The organism is Mucilaginibacter gotjawali, from assembly GCF_002355435.1.
GTDB lineage: Bacteria > Bacteroidota > Bacteroidia > Sphingobacteriales > Sphingobacteriaceae > Mucilaginibacter > Mucilaginibacter gotjawali.
Genome location: NZ_AP017313.1, coordinates 5,623,007 through 5,643,392 on the forward strand (window position 1 = coordinate 5,623,007; position 20,386 = coordinate 5,643,392).

The 20,386-nt window shown below is 48.5% G+C and carries 9 protein-coding genes; 1 reads left to right on the forward strand and 8 read right to left on the reverse strand.

Going from position 1 to position 20,386, the window contains the following annotated elements; translation table 11 throughout:
- Positions 1-17 precede the first annotated feature (17 nt).
- Entirely contained in the window at positions 18-944 is a 927-nt protein-coding gene (locus tag MgSA37_RS24815) for a tyrosine-type recombinase/integrase (protein ID WP_096356052.1), read from the reverse strand.
- On the reverse strand, positions 941-2,566 hold the full coding sequence (locus MgSA37_RS24820; protein ID WP_157750725.1) for a hypothetical protein: 1,626 nt from the start codon (positions 2,564-2,566) through the stop codon (positions 941-943). The genes MgSA37_RS24815 and MgSA37_RS24820 overlap by 4 nt, the downstream gene beginning before the upstream one ends.
- A gap of 147 nt (positions 2,567-2,713) precedes the next feature.
- Between MgSA37_RS24820 and MgSA37_RS24825 the strand changes: the two genes are divergently transcribed.
- On the forward strand, positions 2,714-3,061 hold the full coding sequence (locus MgSA37_RS24825; protein WP_096356056.1) for a helix-turn-helix domain-containing protein: 348 nt from the start codon (positions 2,714-2,716) through the stop codon (positions 3,059-3,061).
- A 51-nt stretch (positions 3,062-3,112) separates the two neighbouring features.
- Here MgSA37_RS24825 and MgSA37_RS24830 read toward each other — a convergent pair whose 3' ends face one another.
- The 6 genes from MgSA37_RS24830 to MgSA37_RS24865 all read right to left on the reverse strand — a co-directional run bounded on the left by MgSA37_RS24830 (position 3,113) and on the right by MgSA37_RS24865 (position 20,360).
- Positions 3,113-3,331: a hypothetical protein gene (locus MgSA37_RS24830; RefSeq protein WP_096356058.1), complete on the reverse strand. Its 219-nt coding sequence runs from the start codon at positions 3,329-3,331 to the stop codon at positions 3,113-3,115.
- Positions 3,332-3,944: 613 nt separating this feature from the next.
- A complete protein-coding gene (locus MgSA37_RS24845; protein WP_157750726.1) occupies positions 3,945-4,487 on the reverse strand; it encodes a hypothetical protein in 543 nt (180 codons plus the stop codon).
- Positions 4,471-8,856 carry an RHS repeat domain-containing protein gene (locus MgSA37_RS24850; protein ID WP_096356066.1) on the reverse strand — a complete coding sequence of 1,462 codons (4,386 nt, stop codon included), beginning with the start codon at positions 8,854-8,856 and terminating at the stop codon, positions 4,471-4,473. Before MgSA37_RS24850 ends, MgSA37_RS24845 begins: the two co-directional genes overlap by 17 nt.
- Positions 8,750-12,979 (reverse strand): hypothetical protein, encoded by a 4,230-nt coding sequence (locus tag MgSA37_RS24855; protein ID WP_096356068.1) that lies wholly within the window; start codon positions 12,977-12,979, stop codon positions 8,750-8,752. The genes MgSA37_RS24850 and MgSA37_RS24855 overlap by 107 nt, the downstream gene beginning before the upstream one ends.
- Before the next feature lie 5 nt (positions 12,980-12,984).
- On the reverse strand, positions 12,985-13,728 hold the full coding sequence (locus MgSA37_RS24860) for a hypothetical protein (RefSeq protein WP_096356070.1): 744 nt from the start codon (positions 13,726-13,728) through the stop codon (positions 12,985-12,987).
- A gap of 11 nt (positions 13,729-13,739) precedes the next feature.
- Positions 13,740-20,360, reverse strand: a complete 6,621-nt coding sequence (locus tag MgSA37_RS24865) for a hypothetical protein (RefSeq protein ID WP_096356072.1) — start codon at positions 20,358-20,360, stop codon at positions 13,740-13,742.
- Between the last annotated feature and the right edge of the window lie 26 nt (positions 20,361-20,386).

The window sequence follows — 20,386 nt, forward strand, 5'->3', positions numbered from 1 at the left end:
GCTGAAAATGGATTTTATTACTTCCTCAATTGAGCATCCAGCGCAGGGTCCTTTTCAAGAGACCCTGCGAAGACAAAAAGCCGCTGGATCTGTTCCAGTTTCATACCGGAATTCAACAAATGGGTAGCGATGCTGTGCCGCAGGGTATGCAGGCCGATAGGTTTAGGAATACCTGCCTCTGTTTTTAGTTTTTGCAGCCGCCCAAACATTGTGGCCCCGCTCATGCGCTGTCCCCGGAGGCTCAATAGCAAAGCTTCTTCTTTCCGGTGAAGATTTTGCAGGTAGGGACGGCCATAGTTCAGATAGTTTTCCAGGTCGGTCTTTTGCTGGCCGGAAATTGGCACGTACCTCGCTTTGTAACCTTTGCCCTTACGAACGTGTATCAGGTCTTTATCCAGCAGGACATCAACCGTATTCAGGCTTATCCCTTCCTGCTTGCGCAGCCCGCAGCCATAGTAAAGTGCCAACATCGCTTTATCCCTCAACCCTAAAGTATTATCTTGTACGGCACTATAAAGCCCGCCAATCTCCTGTAAGGTCAGTATGCTTTTGATATTGGTGCTTTTGCCTTTGATCTTCAGGCTTGCGGTAAAGCTTTCCTGCCCGGTTTCGGCCAGGTAACGGCTGAACTTGCGGATCACCTGTAAATGCTTGCGGACATAGTTCAAACTCAAACCCTGCCCGTTGCGCCCTGTTTTATCCTGCAATTCTTCGAGGTAGGCCGATAGCTGTGTTTCCTGCACCCGGCTAACCTGGTTGCAATCCTGCCTTTCCAGAAAGCAAAGAAAACCGGTCAGGAGTTTGGGCATACTTCGCTGGCTGCCTTGTTCAAAGTTCAATATGCGCATCCACTCGCCGAAACCTGCCTGTAAACGGATATAGGTAGCGTTCTTTAGTGCAGGGCTTTCGCTTTCAGTATTTTCAGGGTGGCTTATGTTTTTCATTTAACCTGGGTTACTGCTTCTTTCACACTGGTTTTCTGTGCTTTATGTAACCCATCAGGACTTTGGGTTACTATTGGGGTACGGGTTACCCCGGCTGGCAGGGATTGTATATTTTCCAGTATGGATTTGACCATATTTTGCGCATCGTTTGATAAGTTTTCCAGGTCATCCCAGCTTTGTATCTTGTATTCAAAGCCTTTGTAGCGGCTGCCACGCGCTATTTTGATATAACCCATCCGTTCCAGTTCATACAGGTAACGGCCTAAACTGCTTGGGCTTAGCCTGAGCGCGGCACGTACTTCCTTACTGTAAAAGGTTTCGGTATCCTGCTCTTTCAGGTAGGCTTTCAGTTTTTCAAAGAATGAGCGGCAGGCATCGTTCAACTCGTCGCTCTTTTTAAGCAGGGTGGTTTCCAATAAGGAAAAAGCGGCCTGTATGTCGCTGGTCGTGCTTTCAATATACTGCTCCCCGGTATCCTTATCTGTTTTCAGTTCCCTTTGGTACTGGTGGTAATAGGTAATGGTTTCGATGAACAAAAGCAATAACAACATGGTACGCCGGGGCTTGAATACGGCCTCCGGCAGCGCGAGGTAAACGGCATAGGGATTTTTAACGGTGATAGGCTTTAACATCCGCTGCACGTTCTTCAAAGCCTCCCTTACTTTCTTTTCCCCGGCATGATCGACCAGCCCGGCGCTCATCCTGCGTTGGTAGTCCATAATTTTGATGTCCTGTTCCGGGCTGCCATCCATGTACAGCAGGATGCAACGGTTGGCATTGTCTTCATACATTTGCTCCCTGGTGGTACAGCCGCTGATACAAACAGGCCCTTCCACTTGCAGGGTGATCGTTTTCAGGTTGCCTTTGCTGTCTTTCAGGGTGACCGTTTTTGATATCCTGCGTTTGCTTTGCAGTTCCCTGATCGGGTATAGCACATTGTCCGCGCCGTCCATATCTTCAAGCAGCAGCAGTTTATATTTCAGTTCATCTTTGCCGAAATAATAAAAAGCATTCAGACTGAGCGTGGTAATTTCCAGCTTATCTTCTTCTGGAATGAGTTCGCCAACTTTCTCCTGTAACCAGGTCTTGCCGGTGCCGCTTGCGCCCAGGCATAATAAGTGTAATGGTGTTTCACGGGTCCTTGATGTATAAACAAGATAAGCGATCAGGGCGTTGGTTTCTTCACCTACGATGCCGCTTTGGCCGATGGCCTGCTTTGTCCTTTCCAGCAGGTTCGCTGATTTCAGGTATTGAATGGCCGCTTTACGCTCGGCTTCGGTAAGCTGTTTCTTTTCCGGCTGTTTGGGTTTCATGGCCTCCAAACGGTCAGAACGGTAGTTTTCCAATGCTGCAGTCAGGCCAGCGATGGCCGTGATTATCTCACGGGTACCGGTTTCCAGTGCATCGGCAGCTTTCTCGATCAGTTGCTCGGTTTGGATGCTGTTGTACAGGTCTAAGTTATGACGGAAGACATTTTTCTTCTTATCGGTACAAACTATCTTTAGTGTTACCTTTAAACGGTCAAATCCGGTCAGTTTGATGCCGCCCAGGACAGTGATGTGCAGCTTGCCATCTATGTACAATAATAGCTCCGGGTTGTCCTTAATAAGTTTAGGCGACACACTCATTCAATAATGGGATTTTTACAATACAATATTAATTACAATAATACAAATATGTATCATAAAAGCAAATGATACATATTTGTATTTCGCTATGCTATTTATGTTTCATTCTGCGTATTTTTGAACTTAGAGGGTCTAAGGCAAATGGGTATTGGAAATCGTATAAAAGAACTACGCAATCAAAAAAAATTGACACAGGCGGAACTGGCCGCGATGGTGGGCCTGACCTATATTCAGATTGGCCGGTATGAAATAGGGAAATCCGTACCATCATCCGATGTACTGCAAAAGCTTGCGCCAGCATTGGATACCACAAGTGATTATTTGATAAACGGCAGTCATGATGAGGCCATAGCAGCGCAATTAACTGACCGGGAACTGCTAAAGCAATTTAAAGAAGTAGAATTGCTAAGCCCCGAGGATAAGCACCTGGTCAAGACTTTTATTGATGCTTTTCTCACCAAAAGGCATATCCAGGAATTGGTCAAGTAAGACCGTATTTATAACGAGCAAAGCCCCTTAACGGGGCTTTATCATTTGCATTTATCTTGTTTTTTTCTTCGGTTTTACGGCTGTCTTTTTAGTTTTTACACTATCGGCAAATGCATACGGGTTGGCTTGTTGCGATTTCGGCGGGGCTGCCAGATAACGGATTATACGGGTATCATAGACCTTTGCTTTATAGGTCGTATCTTGTTTTGGCGTTTGCGCTTTGGCGGTAAAGGCCAGGCTTAGGAATAGCAGCAGGGTTAGGGTTTTCATCGTCTTTGTATATGTTTAATCTTTTTCAATTGTACATTACAGCTATCTAAAAGGCTCATTATATCTTTATCTTTTTGGAATATTTTGTTTTCCTTTATTACAGAGCGTACCGTATTTACTTCCAGATTTTCTACCGGGTATAAAGGAACCTTTTTACCATTCATTATATAAATATATTCATCTATTGTTTTTATTGTTGTATTTGTTGCACGATAGAAAATAAATAAGTCATCTCTGGGTTCTTCGAGTGAAATACAATACAAATAAATTTTCAAAACTATTTTAATAACACTTTTTGAAACACAGGATCGTCTCTAAACTGATCAGTATTACAGTTTTCCAAAGAGAATTTTTTTTCATATTTGAGCTTATCATACAAATTGATATCTTTTTCAAATTTTACTGTGTCGGAATAATTTTTAATTGAATTTATGCAAGAATTTGAATTGACTGTTTTACGAACAACGTTCGTTGGCTTATTCCCATGACATGAATAAAGTAATTGAATTACTATCATTAAAATTATATAGAGGTTCTTATTATTTGCGAGGAACATAATCAGTTGGATTAATTGTACAGCTAAGTTGTAATGTTCCTTTCAACGCTGAATATTTTATCTCTTTCTATTAAATTTAAACGAATTATCATACTGCTTTTTGATTTGCGAATTTTTTAGGAATACGGGGTTCTTTTTAATAAAGCTAATGACATCTTCTACATATAAATCTTCTGTATAATATCTTTCTTTACCATAATATAAATAAGCGTACTCAAAAATTATTTGGTTGGTAAGATTTGACATATCAGCCAAAACTGCGGCCCTTTCATGCGCCCAACCTTGTTTTAAATCATAGTTATAAAATTTGAGCATAATCAATACTATGGCTGACTGCATTTTAATTTCATGCCTATAGTCCTTTAAATGACAGTTTTTTATTACGTTATTTTTTTCTTTGTTAGTATCGTTGAGCAATCCTACATTATCTACCTTTAAAGTATCCGCAAATTCAGATAGCGCATCTAAACAATTTTTTTTCTGTATTATAATTTCGCTATTCCCATTTTTGCTCAATTCGGAAGGCGCTGAATGATTACATCCAATAAAGAGCATTGTAAACAGCAGTAAGAATTTAATTTTTTTATTGTGGTGGCACATATTTAGTTGGATCTATTGGATTTCCTATAGGTGTTTCTTTAACCGTGGTCGTTGTTACAGTTTCTTTTACATGAGTAAAAGGAATGGGAATACCCCATATTGTCATAGGCACTATTTTAGTTGTTGTTGTCTTTATGGGTTCAAATAATATAAAGCCCATATTTGAGAAACTTACACCATGAAAGGCTCCTGCCCATATAGAACCTGTTTCCTTATTATTTTTTTCGACAGGAGACACATAACCTCTTGCGCCAATAGTTTTAATACCTAAAGTTAGTGCTATATTTCTTGCAATATTGAGCGTTCCCTCCTTTTGGCCACCAATAACATTATCAGCATTTCCGGCATTGCAACTGGCAAATATCCAAATTGCATTTGATTTGAATTTGATAGTCCCCTTTTTCACCTCAGCGGCAATTTGGTCAACATTCGCGCCATAAACACCACCTCCTACACTTGAAGTATAAAAACCTTGATTATCATCTAAATACAAACCATTCGCACCGCTATGAGTATAACTTATAATAGCAGTAATACCACCTTGGGTTTTAGTAGCTTCTTTGAAAGCAGAAATAATACCAGGGCCGTTATGTACTGGCACAGGTGTAAAATTCAATTTGGTCAGTTTGTTCGCCCTGTCTTTAAAGGCAGCAACTACATCAGGTGTATATTCTGTATGCTCACCGCCATTACCAGCTATCGCAAGCTTTGCTTCTAAGCCATCAAGATCAATATTAGCTATTGGACTATTGCTTCCAAATTGATAAGGGGTTAATTCAGGATATGATTTTGTCAATGGATCAACACTCAAAAACCTGCCTACTCTTCCATCATAGATTCTCTCCCCATAATCCTGCGAGTTGCCTACGCCTTTTATCGTATTATCATTCTCCTTTCCATTAAATCCATACCTGTAACTACTATCTCCACCAAAAGTATATATTCTCCCCGGCATCAGCATCCCAAACGGATAATAATCCTGGGCTGCGGTTATATCAGCGGTGTAATAATCGATAGTGGTGCCGTTGCTGCTGTGCTGCAATCGCTTGTCGCTAATAGTAGCCATTACGTTGCCGAGGTGGTTATCCAGTTCGTACAGTTTTTTACCTACCGTGTCCCAGGGCAAAATAGAGCTGCCTGCGTCTGCAATATTCGGCATCCACATACCGAGACGGGATGAGCCGTACAAATCCTGTTCCCGCCAGTTGGTGCTGCCGTGGATATTGTCATACAGGGCCAGCGGGTTGCCCTGGGCATCCCTTACGTACCAGGTGGTAATGCCCAGTTCTTTTTTGCTTACCCGCTGGTTAGCGGTATTGTAGGCATAGGTGATGCTGTCGGCGCCTGCTTTATAAATTTTTAGTGGTTTGTTGTAAACGCTCCAGGTAATACTGTTCACCCCACCATTGCCGGTAATGCCCGAGTACGCATCATAGATCAGGTTGCCCAAAACATCATAGCGGTAATTGGTGGTATTGGTCTGGTTCCGCAGGTCGAGGTTATAACCGCTGCTGCTTATGGCATCATGGATATAATTCAGCCGGTTGTTTTTCAATTTGCCGCTGGTTAACGGATAGTGATAGGTCAGGCTGTCAATCGTTTGCGCCGTGGGCGATGCCCCGTTTCGCCCGTAGGTTTGAATATTCCCATTGCCGTCATAGGTTACGTTTTCCTGGTAATTCAGGCTGATATTAGTCCTGCTCCAGGTTGTTCCGTGGATGCCTGCATATTCCCGCATCTTTTTCAGGCGGTTCAGCTGGTCGTAATGGTAGGTATAGCCCACCGGGGTACCCAACTGGTTAATGGCCATGGTGGCATTGCTGATGTTGCCGTTATACAGGCTCTGCCCGGTGATGTCCCCGGTGGTCTGGCTGTATTGCAGGGTAAAGGCTTTGTAAGTAGTACCGCCTATCGGGCTGTAATCATTCGGATAATAACCCAGCGAGTATCCAAGGGCGTCTTTGGCCACTTTCGTACTGTCAAGCCCCATATCATAATACGAGGCACCTGTGGCGCTATTGACGCCTTTCAGCCAGCCTTGCAGGGTATAGGCATAATCCAGGCCCTGTACCGATGCGCCGTCATCGCCCAGCTCCACCCGGCGCAGCGGGCCGTGCAGGTAATAGTAATACCGCGCATCCAGGCTGCGCACGCTCGGCGGCAGTACGCTGCCCGTTAAGGTATCTACCACCGCCCGGTTGCTGCTTAACGCCCCGGTAAGGCGGTTATCCGCATCATAGCTGTAGGCATAGTAAAACTCATCGGGCTGCCCGTCCTGGTAGCGTACAAAGTTTACCTTGCCGCTCACCAGGTCATATTCATAGTCCACCCGTTTCAGGCCCGCATTCGTACTGTTTACATAAAGGCCGTCCAGTTGCTGCCAAAGCCTCGTGACATTGCCGTCAATATCGTAGCTGTAATAGGTCGCCCGCAATGCCGGGCTGCCCTGGGTTTCGGTATAGGTGCTGGCGGCAACCCTTTTACGCAAATTGGTTTGCGTGTAAATACTGGCGATGCCGTTCGTATGCCCGCTCAGCGTATCCATAGGCGTATCGTAATGGGTACCGGTGATCTGGCTATTGGTTCCGAATGTCATGAACGTGGCCAGTTTGGCGTTCGAAATGTAATTGGCGCTGCCAATGGTAACCGTGTCTCCGTTTTTCTGGCCCACTTCGTTGATCCTGCCCAGGGTATCGTACAGCGTATAGCTGTAATTATGCAGCGGGTTTTGCTTGTCGTTCTGCGATAGCACCAGCCGGCTCAGCAAATCATACCAGTAACGGTTATAGCCGCCGTCGGGCGAAAGCTGCAGCGATACCTGGTTGGTGCCATTGTAGGTATACGTCGTGGGCATGCCATGGGCGGGATAGGTATCATAATAAGCGGTTTCCCTGGTAGAAGTGTCGTTAACGGTGGTCTGGCTGCCCGTCGCCGGCACGTTAAAGCGGAACCATCCTGCATAGTTTTTATCCGCCGCATCAAAAAAGTACTGGCCTACATCCCTGGCTATTGTGGACGTGCTTAGCAGGTGCCGGTACAAGCGCATATGCTTCAGCATCTGCAGGCTGTCAGGAACTACCGTCCGGGCACCGGCTGTTTTAATCGTCGTTAACCGTGTACCGTTCAGGTACAACTGTGGCGAGGCGGGCCCTTTCCCCAGCGTATCGCCCTGGAAGACCACCATGGCAAAAGGGTTCAGCGGCTGCAGGGCACGGATGCCCGCTTTATAATGCCAGGCTGCCGAACCCGCCAGCGGCCATACATCCACGCTCAGCGTATCGCCGGCAATCCCCGCCTGGAACTGGTATTTACTGTCGGCCGTGGTTGCCACAAAATGGTAGCGCGGCGTGCCGCCATTATACAGCCACAATTCCACCGCACCGTGCGGCGCAGAAAGCACCGCAGAAAGCGTATCCGTGGCCGCCGTTTGGTTGGAATTTACCGCCGGGCCGTGATATACCACTGTTGTGGTATCTGCATCCCTTGCCTTGTCGATATAATTGAACAGCATGGTGCTCACCAGGTTTACCCCTTCAGGCGGCACGGTGCGCACCAGGTTATCTGCCTGGTCATAATAGTATAAGGTGTAATGGTACAGCTGCTCCAGCGAGGACAGGCCCGCACTGGCCTGCGCCAATGAGCAGGTATTTTCATAATCGGCGATAAAGGCCTGCCGGTTGGTGGCGATGTAGTTGTTCCAATCCACCAGCCCGCTGGCCACTATCGTAGAGAGTTGATTTTTTACACAATCATAAGGGTCGGCATTTACGCTGGCATAGGGCATCTGGTTGCACAACAGCCCTGAATGGCTGCTTTCGTACGCGGCATACTGGTCATACGCCAGGGAAAAGCCGAAGTACTGGTTCATGAAATTGGCAAAGATGGTAGTATAGTTGGCGTCGGTGGGCAAAAGTGTACGCCCAAACCGGGCATTAAGGGTATCTTTTGCCGCCGCATATGCCGAAGGGGTAATGCAACCCGTTGCACCCGGGTCCAGGAAAACCGGCAGGGTAACGTCATGCGAAAGCATGAACTTGCAATTGTTACAGGAATTATGCAGCGCGGTGACATCGGCGGAGCTCAGCGTCATGGCGTTGCCGTAGGTAGCCACCAGGTAATCATATAATGATTGTCCTGCAGCGCCGGCAAGGCTTTCAAGATGGGTAATAAGCGTACATAATGAAGTATTGCTGGTGCTGATCGTTTTCGGTACCGACTGCTGGTAAACCGAATACGGGTATGGCGCATCAATCAGCCATGGGTTAAGCAGTGGCGTGAAACTTCCCCCATGCAGGACGATACTTTTTATTGCCGCCCCGAAGTTCGCGTAGGTTCCGGTCACCCCCGGCGGCAATGTGCTGGCGCCCATGGGGTGTGTCTGATCGCCGCCGGCGGAACAAATCGAGATCAGCGCATTGCGCAGACTCGTTATGGTGGCCGGAGTAGCCCCGGCTGCATTGAGCCCCGCCTGCAGGCTGCTGATCCAGGTTTGCGCCGTCCCTGCGCAGATATCCTGCCTGTTGTTGTATCGCTGCTTTGGTTGGGTTGATCAGTTTGGAACTGTCCGCCAACGTCGTCAAGCTATCTATCGGCCCAGTGATGCCAGGCGTGATCGCAGGGAAACGTGGCGATTTGACGACAAGCGCGGTATCACAGGGACCGGGCGCCGGTTTCTGCGGATTGCTGTAGGTATAGCCGGAACATTTGGCCATGGTGCTGCTTACGTTACTCGCATTGGTCAGCGAATTGATGCAAGCCCCGTCGAGAGACAGGTACCCATAGTGGCAGGAAGGGCAGCTTAGCCGTTCAGGATAATTGTAGGAAGCCGTGTCTTTTCCGGCCTGTATAGTAATCGTACGCGGTATGGTAAATGAAGAGCCGGAACATGGCACTTCGGTAAAATTAATAGTGACCGTCACCGGGTTGACGGCATTAACTGGCGTGCCGCTGCTGTTTTCAAGGATCACACTGGTCGTGCGTTGCACAAAGGTGGCCAGGCTGCAATCATTTCTGAGCGTTCCGCCGTTTGAATCGCTTACGTGCACCACCCAGGTCGGGTCGTTGCCATATTTCGGTAAGCCACCGCAATACACCGCGTTCACCCTGATGGCGCTTACCGGGATTCCGTTCGGTACACAGATGATTTTTTTCGAGTCGCCTGTATTGAAATAAACGGTAGTTGTAAGGCCCGTGGTTCCCGGCGGATAGTAAAGCGTAACGGCAACTGCCGAAGTAAGCGTGCCCGGGTTATGGATCACCGCTACAGTTTGCTTGCCGGTGCATGGCGTAACGGTGGTGTCAGTATTCAACTGCACACTGAAATCAGTAACCAGCGGGCAGTTCCCCGGGAAAGGGTTGCCGATGGGTTGTCCCACGGCGCACTTGCTGCCGCAGGTATCGGCGATCAATTTATTGTAATATTTTTGCTTGGCCGAAAAATAGAGTTCGCGGTAAAGGGTCCATCCCCTGTCGGGCACACGGCAGGAGGCATTTGGCGTGCAGTACCAGTTGTTCGGTGGGGACGGATAAGTATTCATATTACCGCTGGCATCCTGGCAATACAGGCTGTAATCTTTATACTGCATCAGGTCTTTATTTGGAACGGTCGCCGCAAAGCCCAAAACCCTCTTTGAATAAAACATCAGGTCGCTGTCCATTGCGGCTTTATAGGATTGGCCTGCACCTCCGGTCTTGAAAAAGGGGTCACCGGCAAGCAACCAGTCCCCAGCGGCAGTGTCCACATAATGGATCGTACCTGTTCCATTTGGAATATTCACCTGGGCCGCCGTGTTGATGTCCTGTTGCATCAGTTCGTCCCAGCTGTAATAGCCTTGGTGGTGCTGGCAAAACTGCAGCTGGCAATACTCGGGGTGGTAGCGTACAAATGCCCCGGCCCAGGAGGGGTTCCAATACGCTATCAGCTGTGCGAGCGTAAAGGTCGCATCATTGGGCGAGGTGACCGTTCCGTCAGGCAAAGTAAACTGGTGGTGAACGTATGCCGTATCGGTTTTTGGTTTTACCGGGAAGATAATCCTCCAGTTAGCTACAGTATTGCCCGCCAGCGTATCGGCAATTGCGTTCGCGCCCGGTTCCAGCCGTTTACCCGTACTGTCGGCAAAAAGAGCGTACTGACCGCCTGGCGACACATCGGCCGTCATCAGTGTTTCCTCGCCCGCACAGGGCGATGGGTACGAGCAGGTCGCGCTGATCGAATCGCAATGGCTCTTCAGTTGTGTATACAGCCCGCCCGCCCAGGTACTGAAAGCGCCGACGGTAGAGCTGGCGGTGTCAGCGCCCAGCGCACTAAATTGTGTTTTCAGCATGGCCACAAAATCTGAGGACGTACCAATGGTCAGCTCACAGGTGTGGCAATCCTGGTAGCAGCCGGAAAGTTTAAGGCTGTCCAGGTAATGTTTTTTAATGTAATCAAATTGCTTTGCCAGGTAACCGCTGTCAAGGCTTTTGGCCACGAAGGCATCTGCATAAGCATATACCACATTTTGGTCGTATGCCAGGCGGATCGTTACATTGTATTCGCCGGGATGGCCCACCGGTGTAAGTATCGTTTTATTGAAACGTGTGGTATCAGCCGGGTTGGCGGTCAGCGAGCCTACAACCGTGTCCAAAGAAGCCACGGGGCTGCCACAGTCATCCGTTATTTTTGTGGTCAGGTGATAGCTGCAATTGCTGCAGATCTTAAATGTGCCCGGATAATAGTCGATCAACCGCTGCATATTGAACTTCAGGGTATCGGTGGCTGCTACAGAGGCCAGGAAGGTCGTGTTCGCTGTAAAGGTTAATGCGGTCGCATCGTAGGTAAAGTCGGTCGGTTTCAGCAGGCGGGTGCTGGTCAGCTGCGGCCGGATATAGGACGGCAAGGTATCTACGGTGCTGGGTGAAGTCCCCGTCAGCGCAGTAGCAATCGTTTTCCCGCTGGCGTTCAGGTAAGAAATACTCATCTGCCCGTTCGGATCAACGACCATGTTCCTTAGGTAATGTTCGGCATAACCCGCATCATTGGCAAATAACTGGTCAAGTTCCCATTGCTGCGGCTTGCCGTAGTAATACCTGGTGGTTTTGCTCAGTTGCGGCGATCCTGATTTACCCGGCTGGAAGGCCAGCCCCACGCCACCCTGAGATTTGATGCGCCCGGTATTATCGTTCGTGTACTGCGTCACCGAGAGCGGGTAGCCGCCCGCATCGGGTATATACCGGTTATCAAGGTTGGCCGTAATAAACTGGTTGTATTTTGAATAATATCTCGAAGCGCCGGCAATGTTATCCAGCGTGTCAGGGTTCAGCTCGCAGGCCACTGCGGTGGTGCCAATTACATTTTTATAGGCATAGGGCGTTGTCGTATGTGCCAGGTTAAAGTTGGGGATAAAATGCAGGTAAGCGGCGCCCGTTTCCTTGAAAGGCGCCGGCAGAATGCTGGCAGATGGCCTGCCAAAGTAATCATAGATATTCTCCTGCGCAATGGCTACCATATCCGTATTATTAAGGGTAACCGTTTGCCGCCCGCGCAGCGTGCCGTCAAAATAGCTGATCACCTCCTTTTTTTTGCCCTGTTCGGCATAGGCTGCAGAATACTGCCAGTTGATCAAGGGTTCGTTCCAGTTCAGTTTAACGATCGCATATGGGGTTAAATTACTGGAATAATCCCAGTTGCCTGCCTGCCGTATTCCAAGGGCCGTATATCGCACCTGCCGCACCCGCACCAGCTGCAGGCTGTCCGTCGACATTAACGATAACATACATGCTGTGCTGCTTTGGGTAAGCCGGCTGGTATTATTGATGAACACCTGAGCCAGTGTATCCAGAATCCCGGTCGTCGTGTCCGGGTTGTTCATGTTGGTATTGATGAATGTCCAGTGGTCATTTCCATCATTGATCGTCGTCCACTCCACATCATATTCGTCTGCACCGGGCAAAGCTGTCCAGCCAATGTTCATCTGCCTGCCGTTTGTTGCCGGGGTATAAACCGGCGAAATCGGCGTGGATGCAGTGAAAGGGTAAATCCGGTCGATTACAATTTCGCCGCTCAGTTGCACGGAACCGGCCGACGGACTACCGGTAACGGTGTTGATCGTAACCTGCATTTTCCAGGCGTTGGCAGGAGAATATACTGCCAGTCCCCTGTATTTGGCGCCCTGACCCGGCGTATAGCCCACCGCCAGCGTTGTGGTTACGGTAACGGGTGTGGTGGGCGCCGTATAAGTATAATAAACGACCGTGAAGTTGACTGAATAAGTAAAACTGGTGCTGATATATACATTATCCAACAGGTTCAGCGCGACGGTATTTCTTACCGTTCTGCGGCTTACTCCACTTAAGGCATAATTGGGGTCCTGCACGGTAAAAGTTTGGCCTGCGGTGAACGGCCCCGCCAGCGAATCCCGGTAAATATCGGTTTTTGCATAACAGCGCGGGGCTGTTGCCAGGCTAAAGAGGCCCGCAACTATAAATAACAACAGATGTGCTGTTTTTTTCATCGCTTTTACATTTTGGTCAACCGGTAGTTTTTAAAACTTTCTGTAACCCGCGTTTTTCCGCCAATCGTCCTGATCACTTTGTCTTTGGTCAAATAGTTGCCTAAGGCTGCCGAACGGTCCCATTGACTGATATGAACATCCACCACCTCTTCTGTATTCCTGTTCGACGGGTCCCTCACGTCCGTCAGCCGCATAAAGAGGCGTTTTATCTTCAGCGTGTTTTTATCAAAGGTGATGGCATATTGCTTACAACTGATATGGTGCTCATTGACGAGCGAAATGGTCTGGTTATCGCCCCTGATGAGGCTGGTTAACGCATAGTGTTCCGACCGCAGTGTCTCGTCCACATTGATCGGTTTCAGCGGGCCCTGGTCGTAGTTCACCTGCTTTTGGGCAGACATCATGATGTTTTTGTTCTGGTGGTCGATGTAAAGATATACCCCCTGGCCGTTAATGGTTTCCGTAGTACCCAGCCGGTAGTAAAACTGATCGCCATGCTTAGAAAACAAAAAGACGACGTTTTTGATCTCCAGTGCGGGATTGGTGGGGTTGGCAATATTGATCACCCCTGCCAGCGTGTAATCGCCACGACAGTCCTTTATCTGGTCGCACAACTTTTTAAAGGTTTTAAGGGTATCGTTAACCGGCGCACTATTTACAGCTTTGCCGGTCTGCCCATAACCCCGGCAGGCCGCTGAAAGCAGCAACATGATCAAACCTGTTTTTAGTATGTACTTTTTTTCGACCATTTCCTGAATGATTAATTGCTTTTTTTGTAGGTCGACCGGCTTTCTTTCAGCGTCATGACCCCTTTTTCAGTTTCCTTCTTAACCCTTATCAATAACCCTTCGTCATCGTATTCATAAAAAGTGGCAAACCCGTTTTCATCTATTTCTGCCATCAGGCGCATCGTCCGGGCATCGTAGGCATAGGTTTTCATCAGCGCCTGGAAGGGGTGCATCCGGATATCATCGATATAAATGGTGAACCCGCTGTTCGGCAGTATGGAAATATTCAGCGTAGGGGCGTGGCCCAGCGTCGCCAGGTTCATGGTACCCTCTATTAATTTCCAGCCTTCTACAACGGCTTTGCATTTCAGGGGAACCGTATTCCCGTTAATGCTCAGCGACAGGTTGACGTTTTTGTCGGTCGGACGGCCGTCCCGCACCCAGGCGTCAAACAGGTATTGTTTGCCGGGGTAGGGCTCAAAGCCGTTGGGATAAAGGCCGGCGGTAGTTTGAGTTATATACTGTTTTGATGCATCAATACCCAGGTAAGGGTTTACTTTTTGATGCAGTGTGTCGATGATCGTTGAAAGCGTCACGCCATCCGAAGGTAACAAAGCGCTGTAATTGCCGCTGTGCGCTGTCATATTCGAAGCGAGTTGTTTAATGGTTTTACCGGTGGCAGGTTCAATAAATTCACGCCGGTTGCAGGTATCGGTTGCCGTACCGCTGCCCGGCACGAAATAGCTGTCTTCAAAGCTGGCGGCATAGATCTCCCTGTTCATGGCGTTGGAAGCCACGGCAGCAGGCAACTCGCCGTTGAAATCAAAGTTAGCGGCGCTGAACCGACCGAGCGCATCGACGTTCTCCTGTTGCTGTCCGTATTTATCATACAATGTGACCGTATTCGCGGTCACCCAGGAGGTGCCGTTGGTATTCAATACCCACTTCTTCGCGCCGGTATTGAAATACCAGTAGGGGTAAAACGTTTTCAGATACCCCGCCTTTTTTACCGTGATCGCGGCGCTGGTCATTGCACCGGCAAAGGAATAGTTCCGGTTCTGCTGGAAAACTTTGGTCTGGAATGGACGCCAGTTGCCGAGGAAACCGCTTATATAGGGATTGATCGTGGTTTGAAAATTAGGCGTGCAAATTTGCATTGGACTTCCACATTGGGTAAAATGGTATACCTCATTGCTGTCTACGGTTCTGAAGCTCTGTATATTTTGAATGCCTTTCAGGCTTTGTGTCGAGAAAATGATTTTTAACGAGTCAATCGTAAGTGAAGGGTTTAACAATGTAGCTGCTGTGTTATTATATATTTCGAGTCCTGCCGTGGCGGGATTATATGGGTCACCGGCATTCCCACGATTCATGAAACGAACTTTAATGACATGGCTTCCAGATGTGAGACTAACAGGCACTATATGCCAATAGCTATAGGATGATTGTGAGGCGGTATCTGCCGTGATCACGGGTGTGGGTGAGCCGTCCAGAAACACTTGTATGCCATTGTCAGCTGCATATCCGAAGAAATATGTTTTTGCAATTGTAATATTCAGACAGGTCTCGAAACCCATCCAGTTGTCTACATCAGCAAGTGGGTCTTCGGCAAACCATATTCCAGCTCTGTGGTTTATCGACCCTTTCCAAAGGGTGTCTGTCCTCAATACCGTATCTCCCGGAGAAACTGTTTGAATTAACGCTCCATTATGACAATAAAGCGTATCTGTATCGCCCTTCCACATTGTAAAAACGTAAGACGTATTTTTAACTGCAATGTTCGGTTTAGCCATTCCCCAACTCTCATCAAACGTCGTCGCCGAAGTATTGATCACTTTAAGAGCTGCAAGGTTTGCCGTAGACAATAGGTTCAATTGATTGCCTGCCGTAATTGGGTTGCTCAAGGTCACCAGCGATGAGGTATTCGCCGTCAGCATATTCCTGTACCCGGATCGTACCACTTTAACAAGCGACGGGAAAGTGTACCCTGTTTTCAGAATGCCATTCCGGTCGATCAGCTTCATCGTAGTACCGGAACCCGACGCCGCCAGGTTGTTGATCACCCAGTACATATTCCCTGAACCGGTATCCAGGATCTCATCGCCTGCCTGCAGATAGGTCGTAAAACTGGTCAGTTCGCCGTTGGTATTTGTTTTTAAGCCGCTCAATACGATACCCAGGTTCTGGTAAGCGGCCCCCATGCGCGTGTATACCCAATAGGCGGGTATGTTGACCGAATAGATATACTGTTGAAATTCGTTTTGGGTACGGGTGATGAGCGGTTCACCGGTCATCTGGTCAAAGGCCAGGTTTTCGGTGGCGATGGTCGAACCGTTTTCTGTTTTGACCACTTTGGTCAGTATGCCATAGTTCTGAATAACCTTCACTGCGCATACCGAACGGAACAGCTTGTAATCGTCATTGTCATTTACCGGTAAATGCGGCAGCCCGAAAAACGGCCAGAAGGGCACCGGGAAAATATCGCCGCCAACATTGATGGTCTGCCCGGTATTGCTGGTTTCCTGCTCGCGGAAATCAGTAAAAAAGTCCACGTCCTGACCCAATATTTTCGGTGTGACCAGCATTGTTGCAGGATCGATTACATTGACTTTATTATTCAGGGACATTGTCCCGCCGTTATTCTGTGATGAATAGTAATATTGGGTCGCTGAAATGATGGCGCCTGCCTGGTCGTAAACCGTTGTTGCTTTCGTCTTGCCCTGCATGTCATTGAGCTGAATAGCATAGCCCTGGGAATAGCACAGTTCATCATCGCTGTTGCTCCTGGTCAGTGAATAATAACTCCCGTTCCTTTCAGGCGAAGGGATCAGCGGCAAAACATTTACCACGACGGGGAAATCCTTAAAGGTATAATATTCATTAACGATCGAGCCTGTCAACTTCGATGCTGCGCCGGTCTGGTCAAGATCATTTACCGTCACTTTGCTGTAACAGATCGAAGGCGCCGGGTAAAAAGATTCGCCAAACGGCGTCTCCAGGTCAAAATAATTATTGATCGCGCCTTTAATGTTTTGCATATACGGTACAGGCTGTTTCAGGGCATTTTCGTCGTTCCCGACAGAGGGCTCGTAAGCAGCTACGCCGCTGCTGATGGTTTGACCATTATCAGTTGTGGTATAGGTATAGGACTGCCCGTAGGGGACATTGGCGGAACTCGCATTAACGCTTTTCCAGTTGTCCCAGATCTGTATTTTCTTCACCCGCGCCGGACCGCCTAGCTTAAACCCATTGGTCTGGACAAGCTTTACATAGCTTTGCCCGAGGACAACCTGGCTGGCGTAGCCACGCGAGTCGGCTTTTTCGTAGAACCCTTCCCGTAGTTCGCTCAGGTTCCTCGCCGCGTTGACAATAGCGGATACTGCTGCCAGTACACTGTTATTTTGTGTGGCAATACGGTTTTCGAAACCCGGGTAGGCGTAGCGCGGGTACTCATTTTTCATGCGCTGCCAGGCGCAGATACTGATCGGGCCTGCCGTGACGCTCCCGGCAGTGACCGGCGTGAAGATCACGCTGGCGTGGCCGGAGACGACTTTTACGGTGTCGATATGGCAATACGTCGGCACGGCATCGTAAGGCAGCGTGTTCCCGCTGATGTCATTTGGCGTCATCATATTCACATAAAGCTTGGTATACATATAGGCCGATCCGTTCAGATAAGTATTTTCAAACCATTGTGTTTGCACACCGTCCGATGGGGGCTGTGAACCGGTGCGAATATCGAGCCGGAGCCCGTGTACTTGTTTAGTCAGCTTTCTGGTAGTATCGTTTAGTTGGGATGAATTCCAGATCAACGATTCGATAGGCGTCATCGCCATGGCCTTTTGGTTCTGGACATAGGCATAATCGCCTGATTCGTAGGTGATATTGATGTAGCCGCCGGTCGGCAGGGTGATCTGGCTGAGCTGCCAAAGGGCGCTTGCCGAGTCGCGTTTGGCTTTGTTCTGATCAGCATATGGATATTGCTCGTTATCCAGTTTGTTCGCGTTTTCTGAAGGATCCTTGTATATACCCCACCGGTCGGTTTGTAAATTACCATACCCGGGTGTTATGTGGCCACCATTAGTTTGCGTGTTGTACTGAAAAACATAGGGGTGAAACATGCCTTTTGTTGAGTTTCCATATTCAAAGTAAACGCGTTTTAACGTAAGTTTACCGCTTTTCGTGGGATCGGTGCTGCCCAGGTCAGCTGAATTCTTTACCCCGCGGCAGAGAGAATAATCGTATTGAAATTTGACGATCTTGATCGGTTTGCTCATATCCGCCTTGGAATAAAGCCTGATCTGAACAAGGCATTTCTGCACATTGGCCAGGTCGCGGCCCCCGTTTTGCCAGTTGAGCGCTCCCAGGGCATCACTACGGTTAGCGGTGATAAAATACGCGATCTTTGTTTTTGATTCGATGGATTGAATATACCATATCTCCTTTTTGCCGTACACGATACTTCCTTTGTCATCGTCAGGGTCGGCAAGCAGGCATCGGTTCGGCGTCGCTTTGAGGTAAGGCGTGCGCCACTTATAAGGATAGCTGACCTTGGAATAATTGAACTTGATGGCCGTGCCCAGGTCGTCATCGGTGATGCCGTCCCCTGTCTTATCGACATAATCCGGCGACAGGATCGCCGTCAGCAGGAAGCTGGTGGCATAGGCGGGTTTGCGTTCACGGTGATAATAATGATCGATACCGTTCGGGTCGCCTGTAGGGCTGGTTATGCCGGGCGGCGTGGTGACCAGGTGATCCGTGTCCCGTCCGCCGGTATCTATCGCAAAGGAATATTCATCCTGCGAAATATTATATACAGGAATCCCATATACCATTCTTTTACCGGATTCATCGGTAGCAGTGATCTGGGAGATATGATGTGGTTTATGAATGCGAAGTGAATCCACTTTCGTCGAATCGAACCTGGGAAGGCTGGAGAGCGGGACCGGCGAGGGGAGCAGCATGTTGACTCCGGAGGTATTAATAAACGCATAATTATTAATCAGCTTATATAGGCCACCCTTGGAGGCCTCTACAGCGGTCAGGTAGCTGATCACCGTCCTGTTTGGCCTGAGGGAGGTTTTGGCGATTGGTGAATTGACGGGCACATTTGGCGTACCGTAAAGATTGCCGGTCTTCCGCAAAGCGTTTGTTGCAGACATCCCCTGTATGTTCACTTCCAGCGGCTGGGTACCGGCCAACCGGTTATCCATATCCTGGTCTTCGATGTTTTTTTCACCGATCACCCGAAAATACACATGTTCCGCTTTCGGATTGGTGGTGCTGTCCTGTTGAAAGTCGCCATTTGGCAGGTAACTGTTATTATTTGTCCATTTGCGTGTAGTTGTTTTGCCATTCTGGTTATAATTCGTGATGCCGCCGTGAAACCAGGCCCCGAATCCCAGGTCACCGCCCAGGGTGGACGAACTGGTGACATCTGCCTCCTGGTTGTCAAAGAACGCGCCTGACCCGCCGCGATATAGCCGGAATTCGCCGCTTCCCGTTTGGCTGGTAAATGACCAGATATCGGGCGTATGTACCGGCAATGCAATATTCGGAATGCCGGGGACCATCGGGTTATCCTTTTCACGAAAGAAGTCCATTACCGCGTCCTGATTGTTGATCCCACGTTCTGCATATAAAAAACCAAAGGCTGGTTTGATGTTATAAATATTCTGTACCTGCCGTACGTTTTGATAGCCGGTGCCTCCAAGGGAACCGAATATACCGACAGCAGCGCCGCCGACGTCAAAACTAAAGGAGCTGTAAGTGGATGAGTAGGGGATCTTAATGGTCGGTGATATAGGCTCCGTGTTATAGGTAATCGTAGAGCCGGCAACGTTGTAGTTTGCACTGCCGGACTCCGGGTCCCAGTCCAGTGTATTAAAATTGAATTCCTGGTCATAATTTGATGCCCCGAAACTTTGACCTAAAGTAAGCCCTTTCAGCCCTGCCCGGGTATTGTAACCAAAAGATGCGGACCTTCCGGAATTAATCGTAAAATTATCGTCGGCATTTGCTTTTACAGACATGGAAACATAGGGTGAAATGCTGGCGTCGACGCCTGATTGCGTGTTGGACAATACCCCGGCCCCCAATCCTGCGGTCAAAAGCCCGTCATTTGGCGTCGAAATGGAGATACCGGCATTTACGCCAAGTTCGGCGCCGATACCGGTATAATTGTCGTTAAAGATGCCGAAAGTAAAAGATCCGCTGGCGTGGGCGATCCCGAAAGCTTCGGTTTTTGCGGTCAACCTGCCGCCTACGGTTACTTTTGGTTTGACATAATGGTCCGTTTCAACAGCATCACCGGAGAAGTCATCAGGTAAACCCCTGACTTGCCGGTTGATCGCCCCTGGATTGCAGCTCCAGCCCTCGCCAACCCAACTGGCTTCATCGTCCATGCCGGAACCGGACTGGTAACTCAGGTTGATGGGATAACCATCAATATCCAGCAAAGGAATATTGTATTTTAAGCCCCCTGAAGACAGGTCTACCATATCCGATACGGTCGCGACCTGAAACCCTTTGGTCTCCGGTTGCGCAGGGCCGCTGGTTAGCGCATAGGAAAAACATGGCAATAATAGATTTATCCCCAGGATGAGGAGCAGCGTTATTGCAATTTTTCTTCTATGGATTAAGTATTTTGCCATAGGAAGCTTAGGTTAAGTTTTGTTAA